Source organism: uncultured Maribacter sp., from assembly GCF_963975365.1.
In the GTDB taxonomy this organism is placed as follows: Bacteria; Bacteroidota; Bacteroidia; order Flavobacteriales; family Flavobacteriaceae; genus Maribacter.
Window position 1 is genome coordinate 1 of record NZ_CAXBGF010000018.1, and the last position, 18,840, is coordinate 18,840.

General features: G+C 35.4%; 15 protein-coding genes. 5 read left to right on the forward strand and 10 right to left on the reverse strand.

The genetic code is table 11. The features are described 5' to 3' along the window. Window positions 1-127: 127 nt before the first annotated feature. Both AACZ49_RS16350 and AACZ49_RS16355 read left to right on the forward strand, forming a co-directional pair. A complete protein-coding gene (locus tag AACZ49_RS16350; protein ID WP_339657100.1) occupies window positions 128-1,042 on the forward strand; it encodes a FecR domain-containing protein in 915 nt (304 codons plus the stop codon). After that, window positions 999-3,539 carry a carboxypeptidase-like regulatory domain-containing protein gene (locus tag AACZ49_RS16355; protein ID WP_339657102.1) on the forward strand — a complete coding sequence of 847 codons (2,541 nt, stop codon included), beginning with the start codon at window positions 999-1,001 and terminating at the stop codon, window positions 3,537-3,539. Before AACZ49_RS16350 ends, AACZ49_RS16355 begins: the two co-directional genes overlap by 44 nt. Here the strand turns inward: AACZ49_RS16355 and AACZ49_RS16360 are convergent. After that, window positions 3,530-4,408, reverse strand: coding sequence for a Brp/Blh family beta-carotene 15,15'-dioxygenase (locus AACZ49_RS16360; RefSeq protein ID WP_339657104.1), 879 nt, complete (start codon window positions 4,406-4,408; stop codon window positions 3,530-3,532). The two genes, AACZ49_RS16355 and AACZ49_RS16360, sit on opposite strands and share 10 nt — an antisense overlap. Window positions 4,409-4,524: 116 nt before the next feature. Between AACZ49_RS16360 and AACZ49_RS16365 the strand changes: the two genes are divergently transcribed. Continuing rightward, window positions 4,525-5,262: a bacteriorhodopsin-like gene (locus tag AACZ49_RS16365; protein ID WP_339657106.1), complete on the forward strand. Its 738-nt coding sequence runs from the start codon at window positions 4,525-4,527 to the stop codon at window positions 5,260-5,262. Between the two features lie 75 nt (window positions 5,263-5,337). Here the strand turns inward: AACZ49_RS16365 and argS are convergent, their stop codons facing one another. Next, window positions 5,338-7,119 (reverse strand): arginine--tRNA ligase, encoded by a 1,782-nt coding sequence (gene argS, locus AACZ49_RS16370; protein WP_339657108.1) that lies wholly within the window; start codon window positions 7,117-7,119, stop codon window positions 5,338-5,340. Window positions 7,120-7,235: 116 nt separating this feature from the next. On the opposite strand from argS, the gene AACZ49_RS16375 reads away from it, so the two are divergent. Together AACZ49_RS16375 and AACZ49_RS16380 are read left to right on the forward strand one after the other, a co-directional pair. Beyond that, window positions 7,236-7,661, forward strand: coding sequence for a hypothetical protein (locus tag AACZ49_RS16375; RefSeq protein ID WP_339657110.1), 426 nt, complete (start codon window positions 7,236-7,238; stop codon window positions 7,659-7,661). Continuing rightward, entirely contained in the window at window positions 7,658-9,094 is a 1,437-nt protein-coding gene (locus AACZ49_RS16380) for an SDR family oxidoreductase (protein WP_339657111.1), read from the forward strand. The genes AACZ49_RS16375 and AACZ49_RS16380 overlap by 4 nt, the downstream gene beginning before the upstream one ends. A gap of 7 nt (window positions 9,095-9,101) precedes the next feature. Here AACZ49_RS16380 and AACZ49_RS16385 read toward each other — a convergent pair whose 3' ends face one another. The 8 genes from AACZ49_RS16385 to eno form a co-directional block, all read right to left on the reverse strand. Next, complete coding sequence (locus AACZ49_RS16385) at window positions 9,102-11,276, reverse strand: molybdopterin cofactor-binding domain-containing protein (RefSeq protein WP_339657113.1); 2,175 nt, start codon at window positions 11,274-11,276, stop codon at window positions 9,102-9,104. Window positions 11,277-11,279: 3 nt separating this feature from the next. Further along, window positions 11,280-11,771, reverse strand: a complete 492-nt coding sequence (locus AACZ49_RS16390; RefSeq protein WP_339657115.1) for a (2Fe-2S)-binding protein — start codon at window positions 11,769-11,771, stop codon at window positions 11,280-11,282. A 10-nt stretch (window positions 11,772-11,781) separates the two neighbouring features. Beyond that, entirely contained in the window at window positions 11,782-12,393 is a 612-nt protein-coding gene (locus AACZ49_RS16395) for a hypothetical protein (protein ID WP_339657117.1), read from the reverse strand. A 112-nt stretch (window positions 12,394-12,505) separates the two neighbouring features. After that, window positions 12,506-13,435, reverse strand: coding sequence for an arginine deiminase-related protein (locus AACZ49_RS16400; protein ID WP_339657119.1), 930 nt, complete (start codon window positions 13,433-13,435; stop codon window positions 12,506-12,508). A 45-nt stretch (window positions 13,436-13,480) separates the two neighbouring features. Beyond that, window positions 13,481-14,395: an arginine deiminase family protein gene (locus AACZ49_RS16405; RefSeq protein ID WP_339657121.1), complete on the reverse strand. Its 915-nt coding sequence runs from the start codon at window positions 14,393-14,395 to the stop codon at window positions 13,481-13,483. Between the two features lie 94 nt (window positions 14,396-14,489). Next, window positions 14,490-15,776 (reverse strand): citrate synthase, encoded by a 1,287-nt coding sequence (locus tag AACZ49_RS16410; RefSeq protein ID WP_339657123.1) that lies wholly within the window; start codon window positions 15,774-15,776, stop codon window positions 14,490-14,492. Window positions 15,777-15,891: 115 nt separating this feature from the next. After that, the gene (locus AACZ49_RS16415; RefSeq protein WP_339657125.1) at window positions 15,892-17,427 is read right to left on the reverse strand and encodes a glycogen/starch synthase; all 1,536 of its coding nucleotides are present in this window, start codon (window positions 17,425-17,427) and stop codon (window positions 15,892-15,894) included. 120 nt (window positions 17,428-17,547) lie between these two features. Beyond that, complete coding sequence (gene eno / locus AACZ49_RS16420; RefSeq protein WP_339657127.1) at window positions 17,548-18,840, reverse strand: phosphopyruvate hydratase; 1,293 nt, start codon at window positions 18,838-18,840, stop codon at window positions 17,548-17,550.

Consider the following 18,840-nt stretch of genomic DNA (forward strand, 5'->3'; position numbering starts at 1 on the left):
TTGATGGTTGATGGTTGATGGTTGATGGTTGATGGTTGATGGTTGATGGTTGATGAAAAATAAATTAAAAAATATAAAAGTAGGGTTTTTACAACCTTAGTTGTTAATACTATATAAAGCTAAAAACATGCAGGAAAATTACTTAGCAAAATGGCTTAATGATGAATTGACAGATGCCGAATTGGCAGAATTCAAAAAATCTGACGCATATGAGACATATCAAAAAATTAAGGAGTCTGCTTTACAGTTAGAAACTCCAGAATTTGATATGGACAAAGCATGGGAATCTATTGAGCAACATAAAACTAAGAAAGAAACCAAAGTCCACATATTATCCCCATTTAATAAATTTCTTCGTGTTGCTGCGATCATAGCAGTATTGCTAGCAGGATCATTCTTTTATCTGAGCACCTTAAATGAATCGTTTTCTACAGATCATGCCGAGAATAAAACCATCACATTACCAGATGCCTCAGAGGTTATCTTGAATGCCGAATCTAAATTGGCTTTTAGCGAGAAAAAATGGGATGAGAATAGAATTGTTGACCTAAAGGGTGAAGCATATTTTAAAGTAGCTAAAGGGAAGAAATTTACCGTAAAAACTACCCAAGGGTTGGTTACCGTATTAGGAACCCAGTTTAATGTAGAAACTCGAGACAGCTATTTTGAAGTCACTTGTTTTGAAGGTTTGGTAAGCGTTACCATCAACGGAAAAGAAACAAAATTACCTGCCGGAAATTCGATATTGACCATTGATGGAACAAGTACTATGCTAAAAGCTATAGTTAACGGCGCACCATCTTGGTTGTCTAAAGAGAGTTCTTTTAAAAGTATTCCTCTTCATTATGTGATGGACGAACTAGCACGCCAATATAATATTGAGGTTACAACAGAAGGTATTGATACCGCTCAACTTTTCACAGGGACTTTTAGCAATAACAATTTAGAACTTGCCCTTAAAAGCATAAGCGTTCCTTTACAAATTAAGTTTAACTTAGATGGGAACAAAGTGCGATTCTATGCCGAAAAAGCATCTAAATAATCTTATTGTAACGCTTTTTTTTCTGAGTTTCAGCATGAATAGTAACGCCCAAAACGCAACTGTTAAAAGTGTACCATTACGCGTTTTTATTTCTGAACTAGAAACCTCGTTTAATGTAAAATTCTCGTATGCCGATAGCGATATAAATGCTATCAACATTATAAAACCCGATTCAAAATCACTTGACTCAATTCTTAGCGAACTAAGGAAGGTTACCGGAATTACCATTGACAAACTAAATGACCGTTACTACACCTTAACCAAAACGGCAACCATTTCTATATGTGGTTTTGTTTTGGACAACTTTGAAGAGAATACAATACCTGGTGCCACAGTTGAAATTTACCAATCTAACTTAACGGGAATTACCGATACTACTGGGGTATTTAGATTCGATAACGTTCCTGAGAATTCTTTAGTTCATATAAAACACCTTGGGTACAAACCTGTCTTTATTGAAGCGAAAGAATTTGTCAACACTGAAAAGTGTAAAACCATTGCAATGGCACTCAGCTATCAAGAATTGGACGAGGTTATAGTAACCCAGTTTTTAACCACCGGACTAAATAAACTGAGCGATGCGAGTATTGAACTGAACCCCGAAAAATTCGGTATTCTACCAGGTGTTAGTGAACCTGATATTCTACAGACCATTCAAGCCTTACCTGGCATTAAAAGCGTTGACGAAACCGTTTCGGATATTAATATTAGAGGGGGTACCAATGACCAAAATTTGATTCTTTGGGATGGTATAAAAATGTACCAAACCGGGCATTTTTTCGGATTGATATCCGCATTCAATCCATATGTGACCCAAAAAGTATCAATCATCAAAAACGGAACATCTGCCATGTTCGGTGGTGGTGTTAGTGGCACTTTAAATATGCACACCATAGAAGAATTGCCTGTAAACTATGCAGGTGGCTCAGGTTTGAATCTTATTTCTGGTGATATTTATGGCGAAATTTCTATCACTGAAAATTTGGCAGTACAAGTATCTGCCCGTAGGTCGTATACTGATTTTCTAAACACTCCAACATACACCACATTCTCAGAAAAAGCATTTCAAGATTCTGAGGTAGATAACGAAAGTGAATTTTATTTTTATGATTTCACCGCCAAACTCATTTATGAGATAAAGCCGTACCAGAAAGTAAGTGTTAGTATGATAAACATGAGCAATAATTTAAATTACTTTGAAACTACAAGCGACAGCATTACCCCAAATAGAAGTAATCTCAACCAAGATAATTTTTCAATCGGCAGTCAGTTGCAGAGTGAGTGGACAGATGACTTTACTTCGCAATTAAGTTTCTACTACACACAATACGATTTGGATGCCTTTTCCATTTCCAATAATAATGTGCAGCAACTAAAACAAAATAATCTGGTAAAAGAATCGAATGTAAAACTCTCGACCAATTACAACCCAAGCGAACATTTAAATTGGATAAACGGTTACGAGTTTACAGAAACAGGAATTGAAAATACAACGAACGTTAATCAGCCGCCATTTGCAAGCAATATAAAAGGCGTAATTCGCCAACATGCCTTTTTTTCAGAAATAAAGTATAATTCTGAAAATGATAGATTAACCGGTATAATTGGTAGCAGGTTAAACTATTTCGAAAATTTAAACACATTTAAAGAATACGTTTTTGAACCTCGAATAAATGTAACCTATGAACTTTTACCCAATTTTAAAACCGAAGTATTAGGTGAATTCAAAAATCAGGTCACCAATCAAATTATCGATTTGGAACAGAACTTTTTAGGTATTGAAAAAAGACGTTGGATTCTTTCTGACGGTAGTGCACTGCCCATAACAAAAAGCAAACAAGGCTCTTTGGGGTTCAATTATGACACCAATAAATTATACGTTGGTATTGACGGATTTTATAAAGAGGTAAACGGTATTAATGTGTATACCCAAGGTTTTCAAAATCAGAATCAATTTGATGGAGAAATAGGTTCCTATACCATTAAAGGAGCTGAATTTTTAATCAACACAAAAAACAATGACTATAGTGCATGGCTTAGTTATACCTTCAATAAAAATGAGTATACGTTTGAAGCACTAATACCATCGACCTTCCCTAATAATCTAGATATTAGACATTCAGTGACTCTTGCTGGAAACTACACCATTGGTAATTTAAAATTAGGATTAGGATTGAATTATAAATCTGGTAAACCCTTTACCCAACCAAATGAAAATGACCCAATAGATTTAACCGTATTTCCAAATGAAATCAATTATGAAGAATCGAACAGCAGCAGACTTCCGGAATATATAAGAGTAGATGCTTCGGCTATTTACAACATAAAATTAAGCGATAAGATGAAAGCAACCTTAGGAGTATCCGTATTAAATTTGACAAATAGACGTAATACATTAAATACCTATTATAGAATTCAAGATGACAATAGTATAGAATCTGTAGAGCATATCTCATTAGGCTTTACCCCAAATGCTAGTTTTAGAGTTCAGTTTTGATTTTGATTCAACCTTTTAATAACCAATACATGTGGAAAGGTTATTGCTGCCAAAAAAGAGAAAAAGAAAGCCAAAGACTTTTCTGAATTATCCCTAAAAAGAAATAGCAAGAAAAGTAGTCCAGCAACAGAAATTAACCAATATGGGAGTGATGTTAACACAAATGACCTTAACGAACCTTTATTAACTTGACCATGCAAATATCGTATCTGGTCATATAAGGAAGGAATGGAGTGCCATAATACAAAATATATAGCAAATCCCCATAACAAAGAAGCTGTTTTAAACACCACGAAAAAGATTCCCATAAAAAATATTTCTTCTATTGGGTTTATTTTCAGTTCATTCTTTAACACCAATATTAGACTAAAGATTATTGTAATTATTCCACTTATGAGCAATCCAAATTCAAATACATAAATAGGAATGTAGTAACCTATTATAGTTTTAATAATTTTAGCTGTTGCCAAATTATTTGAATTAAAAAGAAGAAAGAGAATAAACGTACCATATGCAACAAAAAGCACATTAGTTTTAAAGGAAGCTAAAATTGTCTTAGAAATTAGATGTTGTTCTCCAAAATGATATCCACTAAATAATACAAACACAATTAATGCCAAGCTTGGCACCAGATAAAAAACAAATACACTACTTAAAACAAAACTTAAATAGAAAAACAGAATCTTTAAGTAATTTCTAGTCGACTTCTTTTTGATTTCAGGCCTTTGAAGAAGTGTAAGATCATTTGCTCCATGTAAAATTCCAAAGGAAAGAATGACCAAATAAGCCATCACATGTTCTATCACGTCTTCAAAAATGACTGCTAACCATAGTGAAAAAAAAGTCCCTACAATTATTATACTGTTCAAGTTCGAAAAATTTATATGCTTATTTTTTATTTTGTTCAATATTTTAACAATTTTATCAAACAATTATTGTTTAACTTTTAGTAAATTTACTTAAACAATTTAAAAAAACTTTAATTATGGAAAATTTTTTTACATCAATTTCATTGGTAACTAAAATGTTATCTAATGACTATGTAGGTTTTACGTTCTTTGTTGGATGTATGGCCATGATGGCTGCATCTGCCTTCTTTTTCTTTTCAATGAACGATTTTGACACTAAATGGAAAACCTCTATCCTAGTTTCTGGTCTTATTACATTTATTGCTGCGGTCCATTATTGGTATATGCGAGATTATTGGGCAACAGTAGGCGAATCTCCAACCTTCTTTAGATATGTAGACTGGGTACTTACAGTTCCATTAATGTGTGTTGAATTTTACCTTATACTAAAAGTTGCTGGCGCAAAAAAAACCCTTATGTGGAAACTTATTGCTGCATCTATTGTAATGCTTATAACTGGATATTTTGGAGAAGCAGTATACAATACAGGTACTGGCCCGGCCGTTTGGGGTTTAATTTCAGGTCTTGCTTATTTCTATATTGTTTATGAAATATGGTTTGGAAGCGCCAAGAAATTAGCAGAACAAGCAGGTGGCGCTGTTTTAACTGCACACAAAACTCTCTGTTGGTTCGTACTGGTTGGATGGGCAATTTATCCATTAGGATATATGGCTGGCACACCTGGTTGGTATGAAGGTCTTGGCAATCTAGGTCTTAATATGGATGTCATTTATAACATTGGAGACGCCATTAACAAAATAGGATTTGGACTGGTTGTATACGGTGCAGCTGTTGCCGCCAAGAAAACTACATAACCTCTTTGCAACCTTATTTAGTTGGTTAATTATTTAAGTTGCTATGAAAAAGATCGCTTCGGCGGTCTTTTTTTATCACATACGCTCAGGCACCTCAATACCTAATAATTTGAATGCATCTTGAATTACCTCAGCAACCTTTTTGGATAACTGCACGCGTAGTATCTTTTTCTCATCGTCAGCCTCCCCTAAGATTGAAACTTGTTGGTAGAAAGAATTGAACTCTTTTACCAAATCATATGTGTAATTAGCAATCAATGCCGGACTATAATTCTCCGCTGCCAATTGGATGGTATCTGGGAATAGTTGAAGTTGTTTTATCAATTCCTTTTCTTTTCCATGAAGTTCAGAATCCTTGGCATCACTAGAAATATCAATACCCATACTTTCTGCCTTTCGCAAGATAGATTGAATACGTGCATAGGTATACTGAATAAATGGACCGGTATTCCCTTGAAAATCTACAGACTCTTCAGGATCAAATAAAATTCGTTTTTTAGGGTCAACTTTTAAAATGTAATATTTTAATGCACCTAAGCCAATCATTTTATAAAGCGACTGCTTTTCTTCCTCGTTATACTCTTCTAGCTTTCCTAATTCTTCGGAAATGTTTGCAGCAGTTTGGGTCATATCAGCCATAAGATCATCGGCATCCACTACAGTACCTTCTCTACTCTTCATTTTTCCACTTGGCAAATCGACCATACCATAACTTAGGTGATGCAATTTATTTGACCAAGAAAATCCTAGTTTCTTAAGAATCAAGAACAGTACTTTAAAATGATAATCTTGCTCATTACCCACGGTGTAGACCATACCGCTTACATCTGGATGATCCTTAACACGTTGTATGGCTGTCCCAATATCTTGTGTCATATAAACAGCTGTACCATCAGAACGAAGTACTATTTTTTCATCCAATCCGTCTTCGGTTAAATCTATCCAAACACTACCATCTTCCTTTTTAAAAAAAACACCTTTTTTAAGACCTTCGGCTACAACATCTTTTCCTAACAGGTAGGTATTACTTTCATAATACAGGGTATCAAAATCGACCCCTAAATTCTTATAGGTCACTTCAAAACCCTTGTAGACCCAACCGTTCATAGTTTTCCAAAGTGCAACGGTTTCAGGATCACCAGCCTCCCACTTTAAAAGCATCTCTTGGGCTTCCCGTAAAATAGGCGCTTCTTTTTCAGCTACTTTTTGGTCAATACCATCAGCTATTAATTGTGCTATTTGTTCTTTATAGGCTTTATCAAAAGCAACATAATAATTACCCACTAATTTATCACCTTTCAATCCGGTAGAATCAGGTGTTTCTTCGTTTCCGAACTTTTGCCAAGCCACCATACTTTTACAAATATGGATACCACGATCATTGATAATTTGTGTCTTATATACTTTTTTACCGGAAGCCTTCAATATTTCAGCAACAGAATATCCTAAGAGATTATTACGAATATGCCCTAAGTGAAGTGGTTTATTTGTGTTTGGTGAAGAATATTCCACCATGACAGCATCTTTTAATTCTTCAACAAAACCGAAATGATAAGTTTCTTTAATAGCATTGAAAAAATTCAAATAAAATATATCATCAATAACAATGTTTAAAAAGCCTTTAATGACATTAAAGCCAGAAACCTCTTCTACATGCTCCTGTAAATAAGCGCCTATCTGCTCCCCTATTTGAACAGGATTTCCTTTAATAACACGCAACATTGGAAATACCACAATGGTAATATCTCCTTCAAAATCCTTTCGGGTAGGTTGAAATTCCACCGATGGTAATTCTTGACCAAAGATAGATTGTACCGCTTCTTTTACTTTCTGTGATAGTACCTCTTGAATATTCATCAAAACGTTTAATTAAGGCTGCAAAACTAATCATTTTTTAGGCTTTTAAGGTAAACAGATTCGGCATTCATTTGTCATTTGGTTAACTTTAGTAAAAACTACCCAATAAAGCAATCATGCTCATAAACGTATCTTACAATAATAAAGAGACCACCCGAAAGGTAGACGAGCAGTTAGGTAAACCGTTTATCTTAAAAGAACGATGGGCAATGGATGGTATTGGCTCCCCAAAACTTATTATCACCGATACGAGTATCGAGATAAGAAATTTATTGATATTAGATAATAATAGAGACACCTGCAATATCGAATTAAGACCAAAAGGAATCATTGTTCGATTTCGCTCGCTCTTAGAAACATTTGCTTTAGTTATTCCGTATTATAAATTATCGCTTTATAAAGGTGAAGCTTCCGTTTATTCCATTTATCGAGATCACCACTTTATAAAGGTAGCATCTGACACCAAAGCGGTGCAGAAATTCTTTAAAAAAATTATGACTTACAAAGCCGATAATGCACCAACCTCTATCCATGATTTATGAAAATATTAATCACAGGTGCTAACGGATATATTGGTATGCGTCTGTTACCCTTGCTTTTAGAAATGGGCCATCATATAATTTGTGCAGTTCGTGATGCAACCAGATTATCGGTAGATAAGGAGATAAGAAATCAAATTGAGGTGATTGAAATTGATTTTTTAAAAGAACCAAAAGAGAACATTCTACCAAAAGATATTGATGCCGCTTATTTTTTAATACACTCCATGAGTACTTCCGCTCAAGACTTTGATGATATGGAGGCAAAGACCGCACATAATTTCAATACCTATTTAAGCGCCACAAATATTCAACAAGTTATTTATTTAAGCGGAATTGTAAATGATGACGTTTTATCAAAACATCTAAGGTCACGTAAAAATGTTGAGGATATACTCTATGAAGGTGGTTTTAACCTAACAGTTTTAAGAGCTGGTATTATAGTTGGCTCAGGTAGTTCATCCTTTGAAATTATTCGAGATTTATGTGAGAAACTCCCGTTCATGATTACTCCTAAATGGGTATTGACAAAAACGCAACCCATTGCTATACGTGATGTTATTTCTTTTCTAACAGGAGTGCTGGGCAATAAGAAGACTTATAACGATTCTTTTGATATTGCAGGTCCGGATATTTTCACATACAAAGAAATGCTTCATAAATATGCTGAAGCTCGAGGTTTCAAAAATTGGATTTTAACAGTACCAATCATGACCCCTAAATTGTCTTCCTATTGGTTATATTTTGTAACCTCAACCTCTTACAGGTTAGCGTTGAATTTAGTCGATAGCATGAAAATAGAGATAATCGCCAAAGACAAAAGACTACAAGAAATTCTGAATATTAAACCACACACCTATTTAGAAGCCATAGACATGGCCTTCAAAAAAATAGAACAAAACTTGGTGGTCAGCAGTTGGAAAGATAGTATGGTAAGCGGCAGGTTGAATGAGAATATAGAAAAGCACATACAAGTACCTAAATTCGGAGTTCTAAAAGATACTAAACAACTAAAAATTAATAATCCTGATGAAGTACTAGAACGTATTTGGAGCATAGGTGGTGAGACCGGATGGTATTATGGAAATTGGCTTTGGAAAATTCGAGGATTTATAGATAAGCTTTTTGGCGGTGTCGGTCTTCGTCGTGGTCGAACCCATCCCAACCGCATTTATACCGGTGATTCTCTCGATTTCTGGAGAGTGCTTTTAGCAGATAAAAAAGCCAAACGATTATTATTATTTGCCGAAATGAAATTACCAGGCGAAGCTTGGTTAGAATTTAGAATAGATGACGATAATACACTTCATCAAACTGCGACATTCAGACCTCGTGGTTTAAAGGGTAGACTGTATTGGTATAGCATTGTACCATTCCATTATTTCATTTTTGGTGGAATGATTAAGAATATTGCAAATCAAAAAGTAGTAGAATAAGAGTATTCTACATGGTTTTAGAAAGTTTTAAAGGAAGCTCCGTTAGTCTTTCTCCTGTCAATCGCCTTACAGCATTTGCTATCGCTGCACCGATAGGCCCTAAAGGAGGCTCACCTACCGCCCCAGGCGTATCTTTGCCTTGAAGCAGAACCACATCGATTTCTTTAGGTGCATTCTTCATCAATGCCATCTTATAAGGACCATATATTGTGGGTTGTAATTCCCCATTCTCCAAATACATTTGTTCATAAAGTACTGCGCTCATGCCCATAATAACACAACCTTCGCATTGTGCACGAATTTGATCAGGATTAACCGCTAACCCAGGATCTAGAGAAACGGTTACTCTATGAACAACAATTGCGTTATCTACAATTGAAACCTCTGCCACTTGTGCACATGGAGTATTGGCATCAATGGAGGCAGCAAACCCCATAGCACGACCATCAATTATTTCTTCAGAATAACCTGCGCCTTCTGCGGCAGCCCTAATTACATTTTTTAAACGAACACCGATAGCATCATCACCAATTTGGGCAAGTCTAAAGTCTACCGCATTCATATTTGCCTTCAAAGCCATTTCATCCATAAAACTTTCCAGGGCAAACGTATTCGCTAACAAACCAAGGCTACGCCACCAGCTTGTGGCGAATGGTAAATCTACATGCCAATAAATAGACCTATAATTAGGAACCTTAGTATATTGTATAAAACCACCTCTTATCGCGCCAATATCTGCTCCTATTATTGGAGGTAAAAAACCAGGTAAAAGAGCAGAGTCATTACCAACGTCTCCGCTTACAAATTCATGCTCTAGCCCTTCAAGTAAACCATCAGCATTTAAATTACCCCTTAGTACATGATGCGTAGGAGGGCGAAACATATCATGCTGAAACTCTTCCTTTCTACTAAAAAAATATTTGACTGGTTTACCAACTGCTTTTGACATTAAAGCAGCCTGAACCGCATGTGGTGTATGAAGTCTACGACCGAAACCTCCGCCTAAATATGTCGCTATCACATTTACCTTTTCAACATCCAAACCTAAACGGCTAGCAACTTCTTTTCTGGTCAACCCTATTACCTGAGTTGAAATTATTATAACTGCACTATCACCTTCAACAGAGGCGACAACACCATTTGGCTCAATTTGAGCATGCGCCCCAATGGGAGTTCTAAACTCTAAAGTTTCTATACTATTCTGTTTTTTTAATGCATCACCATGCTTCTGAATAATAGTAGATTTACCATTACCAACCGTCATGATTTTAACTATTGCATCCGTATTTAAGTTTTCATAACCCTCCCAAATAACATTAATAGCGTCCTTTGCTTTTTCTGCTTCGAGCATGGAATTTGCAACTACCCCAACAAAATCTTCTTCAACAATAACTTTGACTACACCAGGCATATTTTCAGCCAACTTAATATCTGCACTAATAAATTTGGCTCCAATTTTAGTGGGTCTTACCACCGCTCCGTATAGCATATCTGACATTTGGGCATCCATTCCAAAAATTGGATCTCCAAAAACTTTGGCATCTAAATCTACCCTAGCAATAGGCTTGCCTATATATTTATACTCTTTTAAATTTTTTAGAATAGGAGTTTCAGGCACTTTCCAATTTTCTACATTTTCCGCTATTTGTGCATAAGTCATTGTTTTTCCGTTACCGGATACCCTTCCGTCTTCTATGGTAAGTTCATCTATACCAACATTCATTTTACCGGAAGCTTCTTTAAGAAGCATTTCCCGTAATAGTGCAGCAAGTTCTCTTAATGGTTGCCATAATCCAGATATAGACGTACTACCACCAGTTGCAAAACTATCTATATTTCCGATAGAAGAAGCTGCGTGTACCACTTGAATCTGGTTCATGGAAACCGAAAGTTCATCAGCGGCCATTTGCGCTATACCGGTAAAGGTTCCCTGCCCCATTTCAACTTTTGGAGAATGTAATAGAATATTATTTTCAGAAGTTACCTCAAACCAAACCATAGGCTTATCGGTGTTGTCGGTATACGGTAAATCTAAGGAATTTAACGTACCTAAAATCTCGCGGCGAATAGAATTCCGAAAAATATAGGTGCCAATGGCTACCACTCCTATGGTACCCAAGCTACCCCTTACCAAAAACTTACGTCTAGATACTTTTTTTGAATCACTTTTATTATCTGTCATCACTTACACCAAATTAGATTCACTACTATCTTTTTCCGCCTGTAATTCGGCAGCCTTATGAATTGCTTTTCTCATTCGGTAGTATGTTCCACAACGGCATACGTTTATGATATTATTGTCAATATCCTCATCGGTCGGTTTAGGCACTTTTGTTAATAGTGCGGCTGTTGCCATCATAAACCCTGGTTGACAATACCCACATTGAGGAACAATCTCTTCAACCCAAGCCAATTGAACCGGATGAGGGTTATCACGATTACCTAAGCCTTCAATTGTTGTTACGGTTTTATCTTGAACGAATTTTACTGCATACGAACAAGAACGTACCGCTTCACCATCTACATGTAATGTACATGCTCCACAAGCAGCTTTACCACAACCAAACTTTGTGCCTTTTAAATCAAGAATATCTCTTATGACCCAAAGAAGCGGTGTATTTTCATCTTCAACATTAACCGTTCGCAAAACATCATTCACTGTAAAGGAAATCTCCATAAAGTATTAATTATTTAGTGGGTATAACTGCACCATTATCAAACCAATATTCGACAACATTTTTAAATTCCTCTTTTGACACAGGTGGAATCTCTCTTTCTTGATCATTTGTGTCTATCCCGGGACTCCAAGCCCAAAGAACCAATTCATCTTCAGTCATATGCTTCACGAGCTCATCAAAACTTCTTTGCCCATAAACATTCTTATCTACAAGTCTTTCAGGAATTTGAGATCTAGTTAAACCTTCCCATCCCATTGAAGCTGGTGCCAAAGACCAATGTGGAGCTCTAGGTACTCCCGAATATTTATTATTTTCCGAATTATGACAGGCGTTACAGATCGTAGCTTGAAATCCCTTATCATCTTCACCTCTTTCCATTCCGAAATAATGAGAATGAAGGTCATTACCTTGTTTATGAATATTATCGTTGGGATGGTAATTCATACAACGTTGATGGGTTAATACATCCATCATCTTGTTGTAAGCTTCATCTGTATTGTTTATTTCAGATTGCTGATTTTCCAACAAGTGATATTCAAAGATTTTAGGTGCATTCGCTAGGGAAAGCAACACACCTATAGTACTTATCATCAAAAAAATAAACCACGTTTTAAGCTTCATTTTAGTTGATTAAAAATAGTTGCCAAATTCATATGCTTGTTAAGATAGCGAAACCTTTACACTTATTTTAATCCAATAAAATTAATTACTCCTTTAAAAAATCTGTTTAAATCTAGCTTTGGGGAAGAAAAACCTCTGCCATCATACATCGTGCACTACCGCCACCACATGTTTCTATAGTTTCTAAGGAACTATGAAGAATAGGGCAATGATTCTCTATTTGCGCAATTTGTTTTGGAGTTAGGCTATTAAAAGCCGCCGTACTCATCACCATATACCTTTGACCTTCACTGCCTAAAACCTGCAACATATTCCCAGCGAAATGATGCATTTGCTTTTCAGTAATCGGTATTATTTCCTTACCATCGTTCTTAAGGTGATCTAAAACATTCTTCCTTTCTTTCTTGTCATCAATAGAATCTAAACAGATCACTACAAAATTTTCAGCCAAAGCCATCATTACGTTGGTATGATAAATAGGCAACCTTTTACCATCAACAGACTGGTTAGCCGTAAAAATTACCGGAAAGAAATCAAAATCTTCACAAAACTCAATAAACAGATCTTCATTTGCACGCTCAGAAAGTGCACAATATGCTTTTTTATTTACCCTATCTAATAAAATACTCCCTGTGCCTTCAAGAAAAAGGCCCTCATCTTCAGCTGAAGTATAATCAATTACATCTTTAATTTTAAAACCGTTCTCTTCTAAGGTTACGAATATATCTTCTCTACGCTCATTTCTTCTATTTTCGGCAAACATAGGGTAAACTCCTACCGTTCCATTATTGTGAAATGATATCCAGTTATTTGGAAAAATGCTGTCCGGAGTATCTTGTTCCTTAGTATCTTCAATAACGATAACATTAACTCCTTTATTTTTTAATATGGATACAAATGCATCAAACTCTTTTTGTGCTTTTTGATTAATTTCTTGATTCTTCATATCAATATCTTCCATAAAATAGTTATTGACTGCGGTCTGTTCATTCATTCTAAATGATACCGGGCGAATCATGAGTATAGTATTTGTTATTTGCATATCTGGGTACTAATTAAATTTTTCTATTATTTTTTTTAAAAAATTTTATGTTCTAACTAGTGGCAATGTACTACAACGTAAAAGCCCTTCTTGTTTTGAAATTTCAGCATATGGTATTTCTTCTACCGTAAAGCCTTGATCTCGCAACCAATTATTTAGTCGTGTAAAATTACGCTCGGAAACAACAACATCAGGAGAAATTGAAAATACATTACTAAACATATGATACATTTCTTGAGCATCGATTTCAAATATGTTCTCCTTACCAAAAAAATCTACCAACCATTGGTATTCTTCCTCTACCAAGAATCCGTTCTTATGTAAAATGGCTTTCCCTTTGCCTAAAGGCTGAAAGCAACAGTCTAAGTGTAGCGCATTATCTTGGGCAACTGTATTAGATTTTCTTAATTCAAAAGATTTAATAATCTTTTGTGGAAACTGCTTCGTTAAATATTCTACGGCCGCTTTATTTGTTCGTGCTGTTATATATGAAGAATAATCTGCTGCGGTATATGTACCTACAAATATATATTCGTTCCATGGCATAACATCACCACCTTCAATATGAACTTCAGCAGGTGGATGTAGAATATTTTCATTATCAATTTTTTCGAGAACGTGTAAGATTGCATCCACCTCTTTCTCACGTTCTGGCAAAATATTGGAGATTATTAATTTGTCCTCAATAACAAAAGCAATATCCCTTGTAAATATTTGATTACAGTTCTCTAAAACTTCAGGTCTAAAAACTTTAACATCATATTTCTCGAACACCTTTCTAAACGCTTCCATTTCAGCAATCATATCATTTTCAACAGGGTAGGTGCCCGCCTTAATATGTTCTATGGATTTTGGATCATAGGCCTCTTCAATTGTTGGCGTTGGACCAGAACTTTTAGCTATACCTAAAACAACAGCCTTTAATGGAGATATTTCGTCATTAATATTTAATTGCAGCATGGGTATTCTTTTTATATATGATTAAAATATAGCACAAAAAAAAGCTCCTTTAAAAATTAAAAGAGCTTTTTGTTTTTTTATTAACGGTAGCAATCTACCTCTTGTCAAGTTCGACAAAAGATCTTAATTTTTCTCCGATATATATTTGTCTCGGTCTACCGATAGGTTCACCGTTCAATCTCATTTCTCTCCATTGAGAAATCCATCCTGGCAATCTTCCTAAGGCAAACATTACAGTAAACATTTCGGTTGGTATACCTAGAGCTCTATAAATAATACCAGAATAAAAATCAACATTCGGATATAATTTACGGTCCACAAAATACTGATCTTCCAATGCCTCTTTGGCCAAACCTTTAGCAATTTCTAAAATAGGATCTTCAATCCCTAAATCTGCCAATACCTCTTCAGCCGCCTGTTTGATAATTTTGGCCCTAGGGTCAAAATTTTTATATACTCTATGCCCAAAGCCCATTAATCTAAAAGGATCGTTCTTATCCTTAGCTTTGGCCATATATTTTTTAGTATCACCGCCATCCTTTTGAATCGCCTCCAACATTTCCAATACGGCTTGATTCGCTCCACCGTGCAATGGACCCCATAATGCCGAAATACCTGCCGAAAGTGATGCAAATAGTCCCGCATGGGAAGAACCTACGATACGTACGGTTGAGGTAGAGCAATTTTGCTCATGATCCGCGTGCAAAATTAATAACTTATCTAGAGCATCGATTACAATTTTATTCCTTTTGTATTCTTGGGTAGGCTTCTTGAACATCATTTTATGAATGTTCTCCACATATCCTAAGCTATCATCTCCATAATCTAAAGGCAAACCTTTTTTCTTACGTAGCGTCCAGGCAACTAAAACAGGGAATTTGGCGAGAATCCTTACAATAGCCCCGTACATTTCATCCTTTGAAGTAACGTTTACCGAAATTGGGTTAAAGGCAATAAGAGCACTGGTCAAAGAAGATAGGACTCCCATAGGATGCGCAGATTTTGGAAAAGCATCCAGAATCTTTTTCATTTCCTCGTCAACGTGAGATTCGTTTTTTATATCTACGTGAAAAGCATCTAATTGTTCCTTATTTGGGAGTTCTCCAAAAATTAACAAATATGCTACTTCTAAAAAATCAGCTTTTTCAGCTAGTTCTTCAATAGAATATCCCCTATACCGCAATATTCCCTTTTCACCATCTAAGAATGTAATGGCGCTTTCACAAGAACCAGTATTCTTAAAACCAGGATCTATAGTAATAATTCCTTTGGTATCTGAACGCAAAGATTTAATATCAATTGCAAGTTCATCTTCGGTTCCCTTAATTACTGGAAACTCATATTTTTCACCATTATATTCTAAAATAGCTTTATCCGACATTTTTGATTTTTACGTTTTAAATACTTCTGGTAAAGTTAGCAAAACAGGTTCGTTTTAACAATTACAACATTCTGTTTGGGCTAAAATTAACAATAACATCTATTAACTACATTACTTACAACAGATATAATGATTTATAGTATTCATCTAAAGATTTATCCCAAGTAAAACGAGCCTTTTTAGCGTTTGCCTGAATCTTCTTCCACGTAGGTTTATCGTTTTCCCAAATGGTCAAAGCTTCATCAAAACTCTTTACCATATTTTTAATTTGCTCATCGTAAGTTTCACCTGCAAATGCAAAACCAGTTTTCATATGCTCTACAGTATCTTTAAGTCCCCCTGTGTGATGAACCAAACATGGATTACCATTTCTCATGGCCAACATTTGGCTAATACCACACGGCTCAAATAAACTAGGCATAAAATATAAATCGGTCTCCAAATACATTGAATCTATCAAGTCTTCAGATTGCCCATTAGTGAACACAAAATTTTTATGCTTATAACTCATTTTACGAAAAAATTCTTCGTAATCTGGATCACCTGTACCTAACAACATAAAAATACCTTCAATTTCATTTAAACGACCAAGCATTTTCTCAAATGCTTCGGGTGAACGCTTTAAAAAATAGAATTTTTGTTCGGTTAAACGTGCCACACTAGACACAATAAATTTTGGTCTATTACCTACATACTGCATGATTTTCTCACCTGTATGCGCTAGAAAATCAGCTTTATATTTTTTTGAAGTGTCTTGTAGCCATCTAAATAAAGCTTTTACGGTATTTCTATACAACAAACCTGTTTCAGCTACTCGAATATTACCATAATTACTCGCATTAAGAATACCGAAAAGTCTGCCCTCATTATCCGCTTTCTGCAAATCAATTTCTAAACTTTCACCACCAATAAACTCGGGTCTTCTACTTGGTAAAAGAACATCTTCCTTATATGATGGTGACACGGTATGAACAGCATCTGCCAATCTAATACCCACTGCCATTAGGTTTATACAATCTTGATATCGGTAATCCATTAATGCCTTATGGTCTAGTTTTATTTCAGGAAACCAATTATTAACAGACGCATAATTATTATAAAATGGACGTATACCCTGAATTGCCAAATTATGAATACTATATACATACCTCATTTTTTTCAAATCTTCATACTCTGGATGGTACTTTTTTATGAACAATAATGCTGCTGCATGCCAATCATGCATATGTACAATATCTAGATCACCAAAAGCACCAATTTTTATAGCCTCAGCAGTAGCTGCGCAAAAAATTACAAATTTTATAAAATCATTAAAAAAAGGCTCGGTTGGATCATCATGATATATATGTGCAATTCCGCCTTCAAGAATTTCAGGATGATGAATAACATAATGAGTTATATTTGCATCGACCTTCTTAGGTATTACCTCATATAATTCGGCAGTATATGGCATACCCCTAAGACTAAACTCTAGCTTAGTCTTAAAGATTCCATTTTTATGCAATCTTGAATATGCAGGTACAACTATATGAGCTTTATCACCTCTTTTCGAAATCTCTCTTGGTACATCTCTAACGACATCGCCCATTCCACCAGCCTTACAATCAGGAATGGCATCATTCTCCGCTGAAACAAAAAGAAATTTATTCATACGCTAACAAAAGGAAGTTATTATTGGATTATTCTCAAAAGGTAGTTAAAGTTTTGGAGTACGCCAAAAAAAAAAGCCTTTCCAAAAGGAAAGGCTTAAATCAATTAAATTTTCAAAAAACTACCCTATTTTAAAGGCTTTTTTCTGAGGATAGTAAGCTGTACTTCCTAATTCTTCTTCAATACGCAGTAGTTGGTTATATTTTGCCATACGATCTGATCTTGAGGCAGAACCTGTCTTAATCTGACCAGTATTTAAAGCAACTGCTAAATCTGCAATGGTATTATCCTCTGTTTCTCCTGAACGGTGAGACATAACACAAGTATACCCTGCATTTTTAGCCATATTCACTGCCGCAATAGTTTCAGTCAATGTTCCAATTTGATTTACCTTAATTAAAATAGAATTAGCAATACCTTTTTCTATACCAGTAGCTAAACGCTCAACATTTGTTACAAACAAATCATCACCTACCAATTGAACTTTATCTCCAATTTTATCTGTTAATGATTTCCAACCGTCCCAATCATTTTCATCCATACCGTCCTCAATTGAGATGATAGGATATTTAGCACTTAAATCTGCTAAATACTGAGCTTGTTCTTCAGATGTTCTAATCACACCCTTATCTCCTTCAAATTTTGTGTAATCATATTTCCCATTTACATAGAACTCGGCTGCAGCACAATCTAATGCAATCATTACATCATCACCCAAAGAATACCCAGCATTTTTTACCGCTTTTGCTATTGTCTCCAAAGCATCTTCGGTACCACCGGCTAAATTAGGAGCAAAACCACCTTCATCACCTACTGCAGTACTAAGACCACGGTCATGCAATACTTTTTTCAAATGGTGAAAAATCTCTGTCCCCATCTGCATTGCATGAGAAAAGCTCTTAGCTTTAACAGGCATTACCATAAACTCTTGAAAAGCAATAGGGGCATCAGAGTGAGAACCACCATTAATTATGTTCATCATTGGTACTGGAAGTGTATTAGCACTAACACCACCAACATATCTAAAAAGAGAAAGACCTAATTCATTTGCAGCAGCCTTTGCAGCAGCCAAAGAAACTCCAAGAATCGCATTTGCACCTAATTTAGATTTATTTGGAGTTCCATCTAAATCGATCATTGTTTGATCCAAAAGATTTTGATCAAAAACATTCATTCCCAAAATCTCCTCTGCAATAATATTATTAACATTATCTACAGCTTTACTTACACCTTTACCCATGAAAGCTTTTCCTCCATCACGAAGTTCAACAGCCTCATGCTCACCAGTAGAAGCTCCAGAAGGAACCGCTGCTCTACCCATAATTCCATTTTCAGTAAATACATCTACTTCAACTGTTGGATTTCCCCTTGAATCTAGAATTTGTCTTGCGTGAACATTTAAAATAATACTCAT

What these genes read in the sequence shown, in the direction of transcription:
- AACZ49_RS16350 (WP_339657100.1), top strand. Translation starts at nt 128, where the DNA reads ATGCAGGAAAATTACTTAGCAAAATGGCTTAATGATGAATTGACAGAT.
- AACZ49_RS16355 (WP_339657102.1), top strand. Translation starts at nt 999, where the DNA reads ATGGGAACAAAGTGCGATTCTATGCCGAAAAAGCATCTAAATAATCTT.
- AACZ49_RS16365 (WP_339657106.1), top strand. Translation starts at nt 4,525, where the DNA reads ATGGAAAATTTTTTTACATCAATTTCATTGGTAACTAAAATGTTATCT.
- argS (WP_339657108.1), bottom strand. Translation starts at nt 7,119, where the DNA reads ATGAATATTCAAGAGGTACTATCACAGAAAGTAAAAGAAGCGGTACAA.
- AACZ49_RS16375 (WP_339657110.1), top strand. Translation starts at nt 7,236, where the DNA reads ATGCTCATAAACGTATCTTACAATAATAAAGAGACCACCCGAAAGGTA.
- AACZ49_RS16380 (WP_339657111.1), top strand. Translation starts at nt 7,658, where the DNA reads ATGAAAATATTAATCACAGGTGCTAACGGATATATTGGTATGCGTCTG.
- AACZ49_RS16385 (WP_339657113.1), bottom strand. Translation starts at nt 11,276, where the DNA reads ATGACAGATAATAAAAGTGATTCAAAAAAAGTATCTAGACGTAAGTTT.
- AACZ49_RS16390 (WP_339657115.1), bottom strand. Translation starts at nt 11,771, where the DNA reads ATGGAGATTTCCTTTACAGTGAATGATGTTTTGCGAACGGTTAATGTT.
- AACZ49_RS16395 (WP_339657117.1), bottom strand. Translation starts at nt 12,393, where the DNA reads ATGAAGCTTAAAACGTGGTTTATTTTTTTGATGATAAGTACTATAGGT.
- AACZ49_RS16400 (WP_339657119.1), bottom strand. Translation starts at nt 13,435, where the DNA reads ATGCAAATAACAAATACTATACTCATGATTCGCCCGGTATCATTTAGA.
- AACZ49_RS16405 (WP_339657121.1), bottom strand. Translation starts at nt 14,395, where the DNA reads ATGCTGCAATTAAATATTAATGACGAAATATCTCCATTAAAGGCTGTT.
- AACZ49_RS16410 (WP_339657123.1), bottom strand. Translation starts at nt 15,776, where the DNA reads ATGTCGGATAAAGCTATTTTAGAATATAATGGTGAAAAATATGAGTTT.
- AACZ49_RS16415 (WP_339657125.1), bottom strand. Translation starts at nt 17,427, where the DNA reads ATGAATAAATTTCTTTTTGTTTCAGCGGAGAATGATGCCATTCCTGAT.
- eno (WP_339657127.1), bottom strand. Translation starts at nt 18,840, where the DNA reads ATGAGTATTATTTTAAATGTTCACGCAAGACAAATTCTAGATTCAAGG.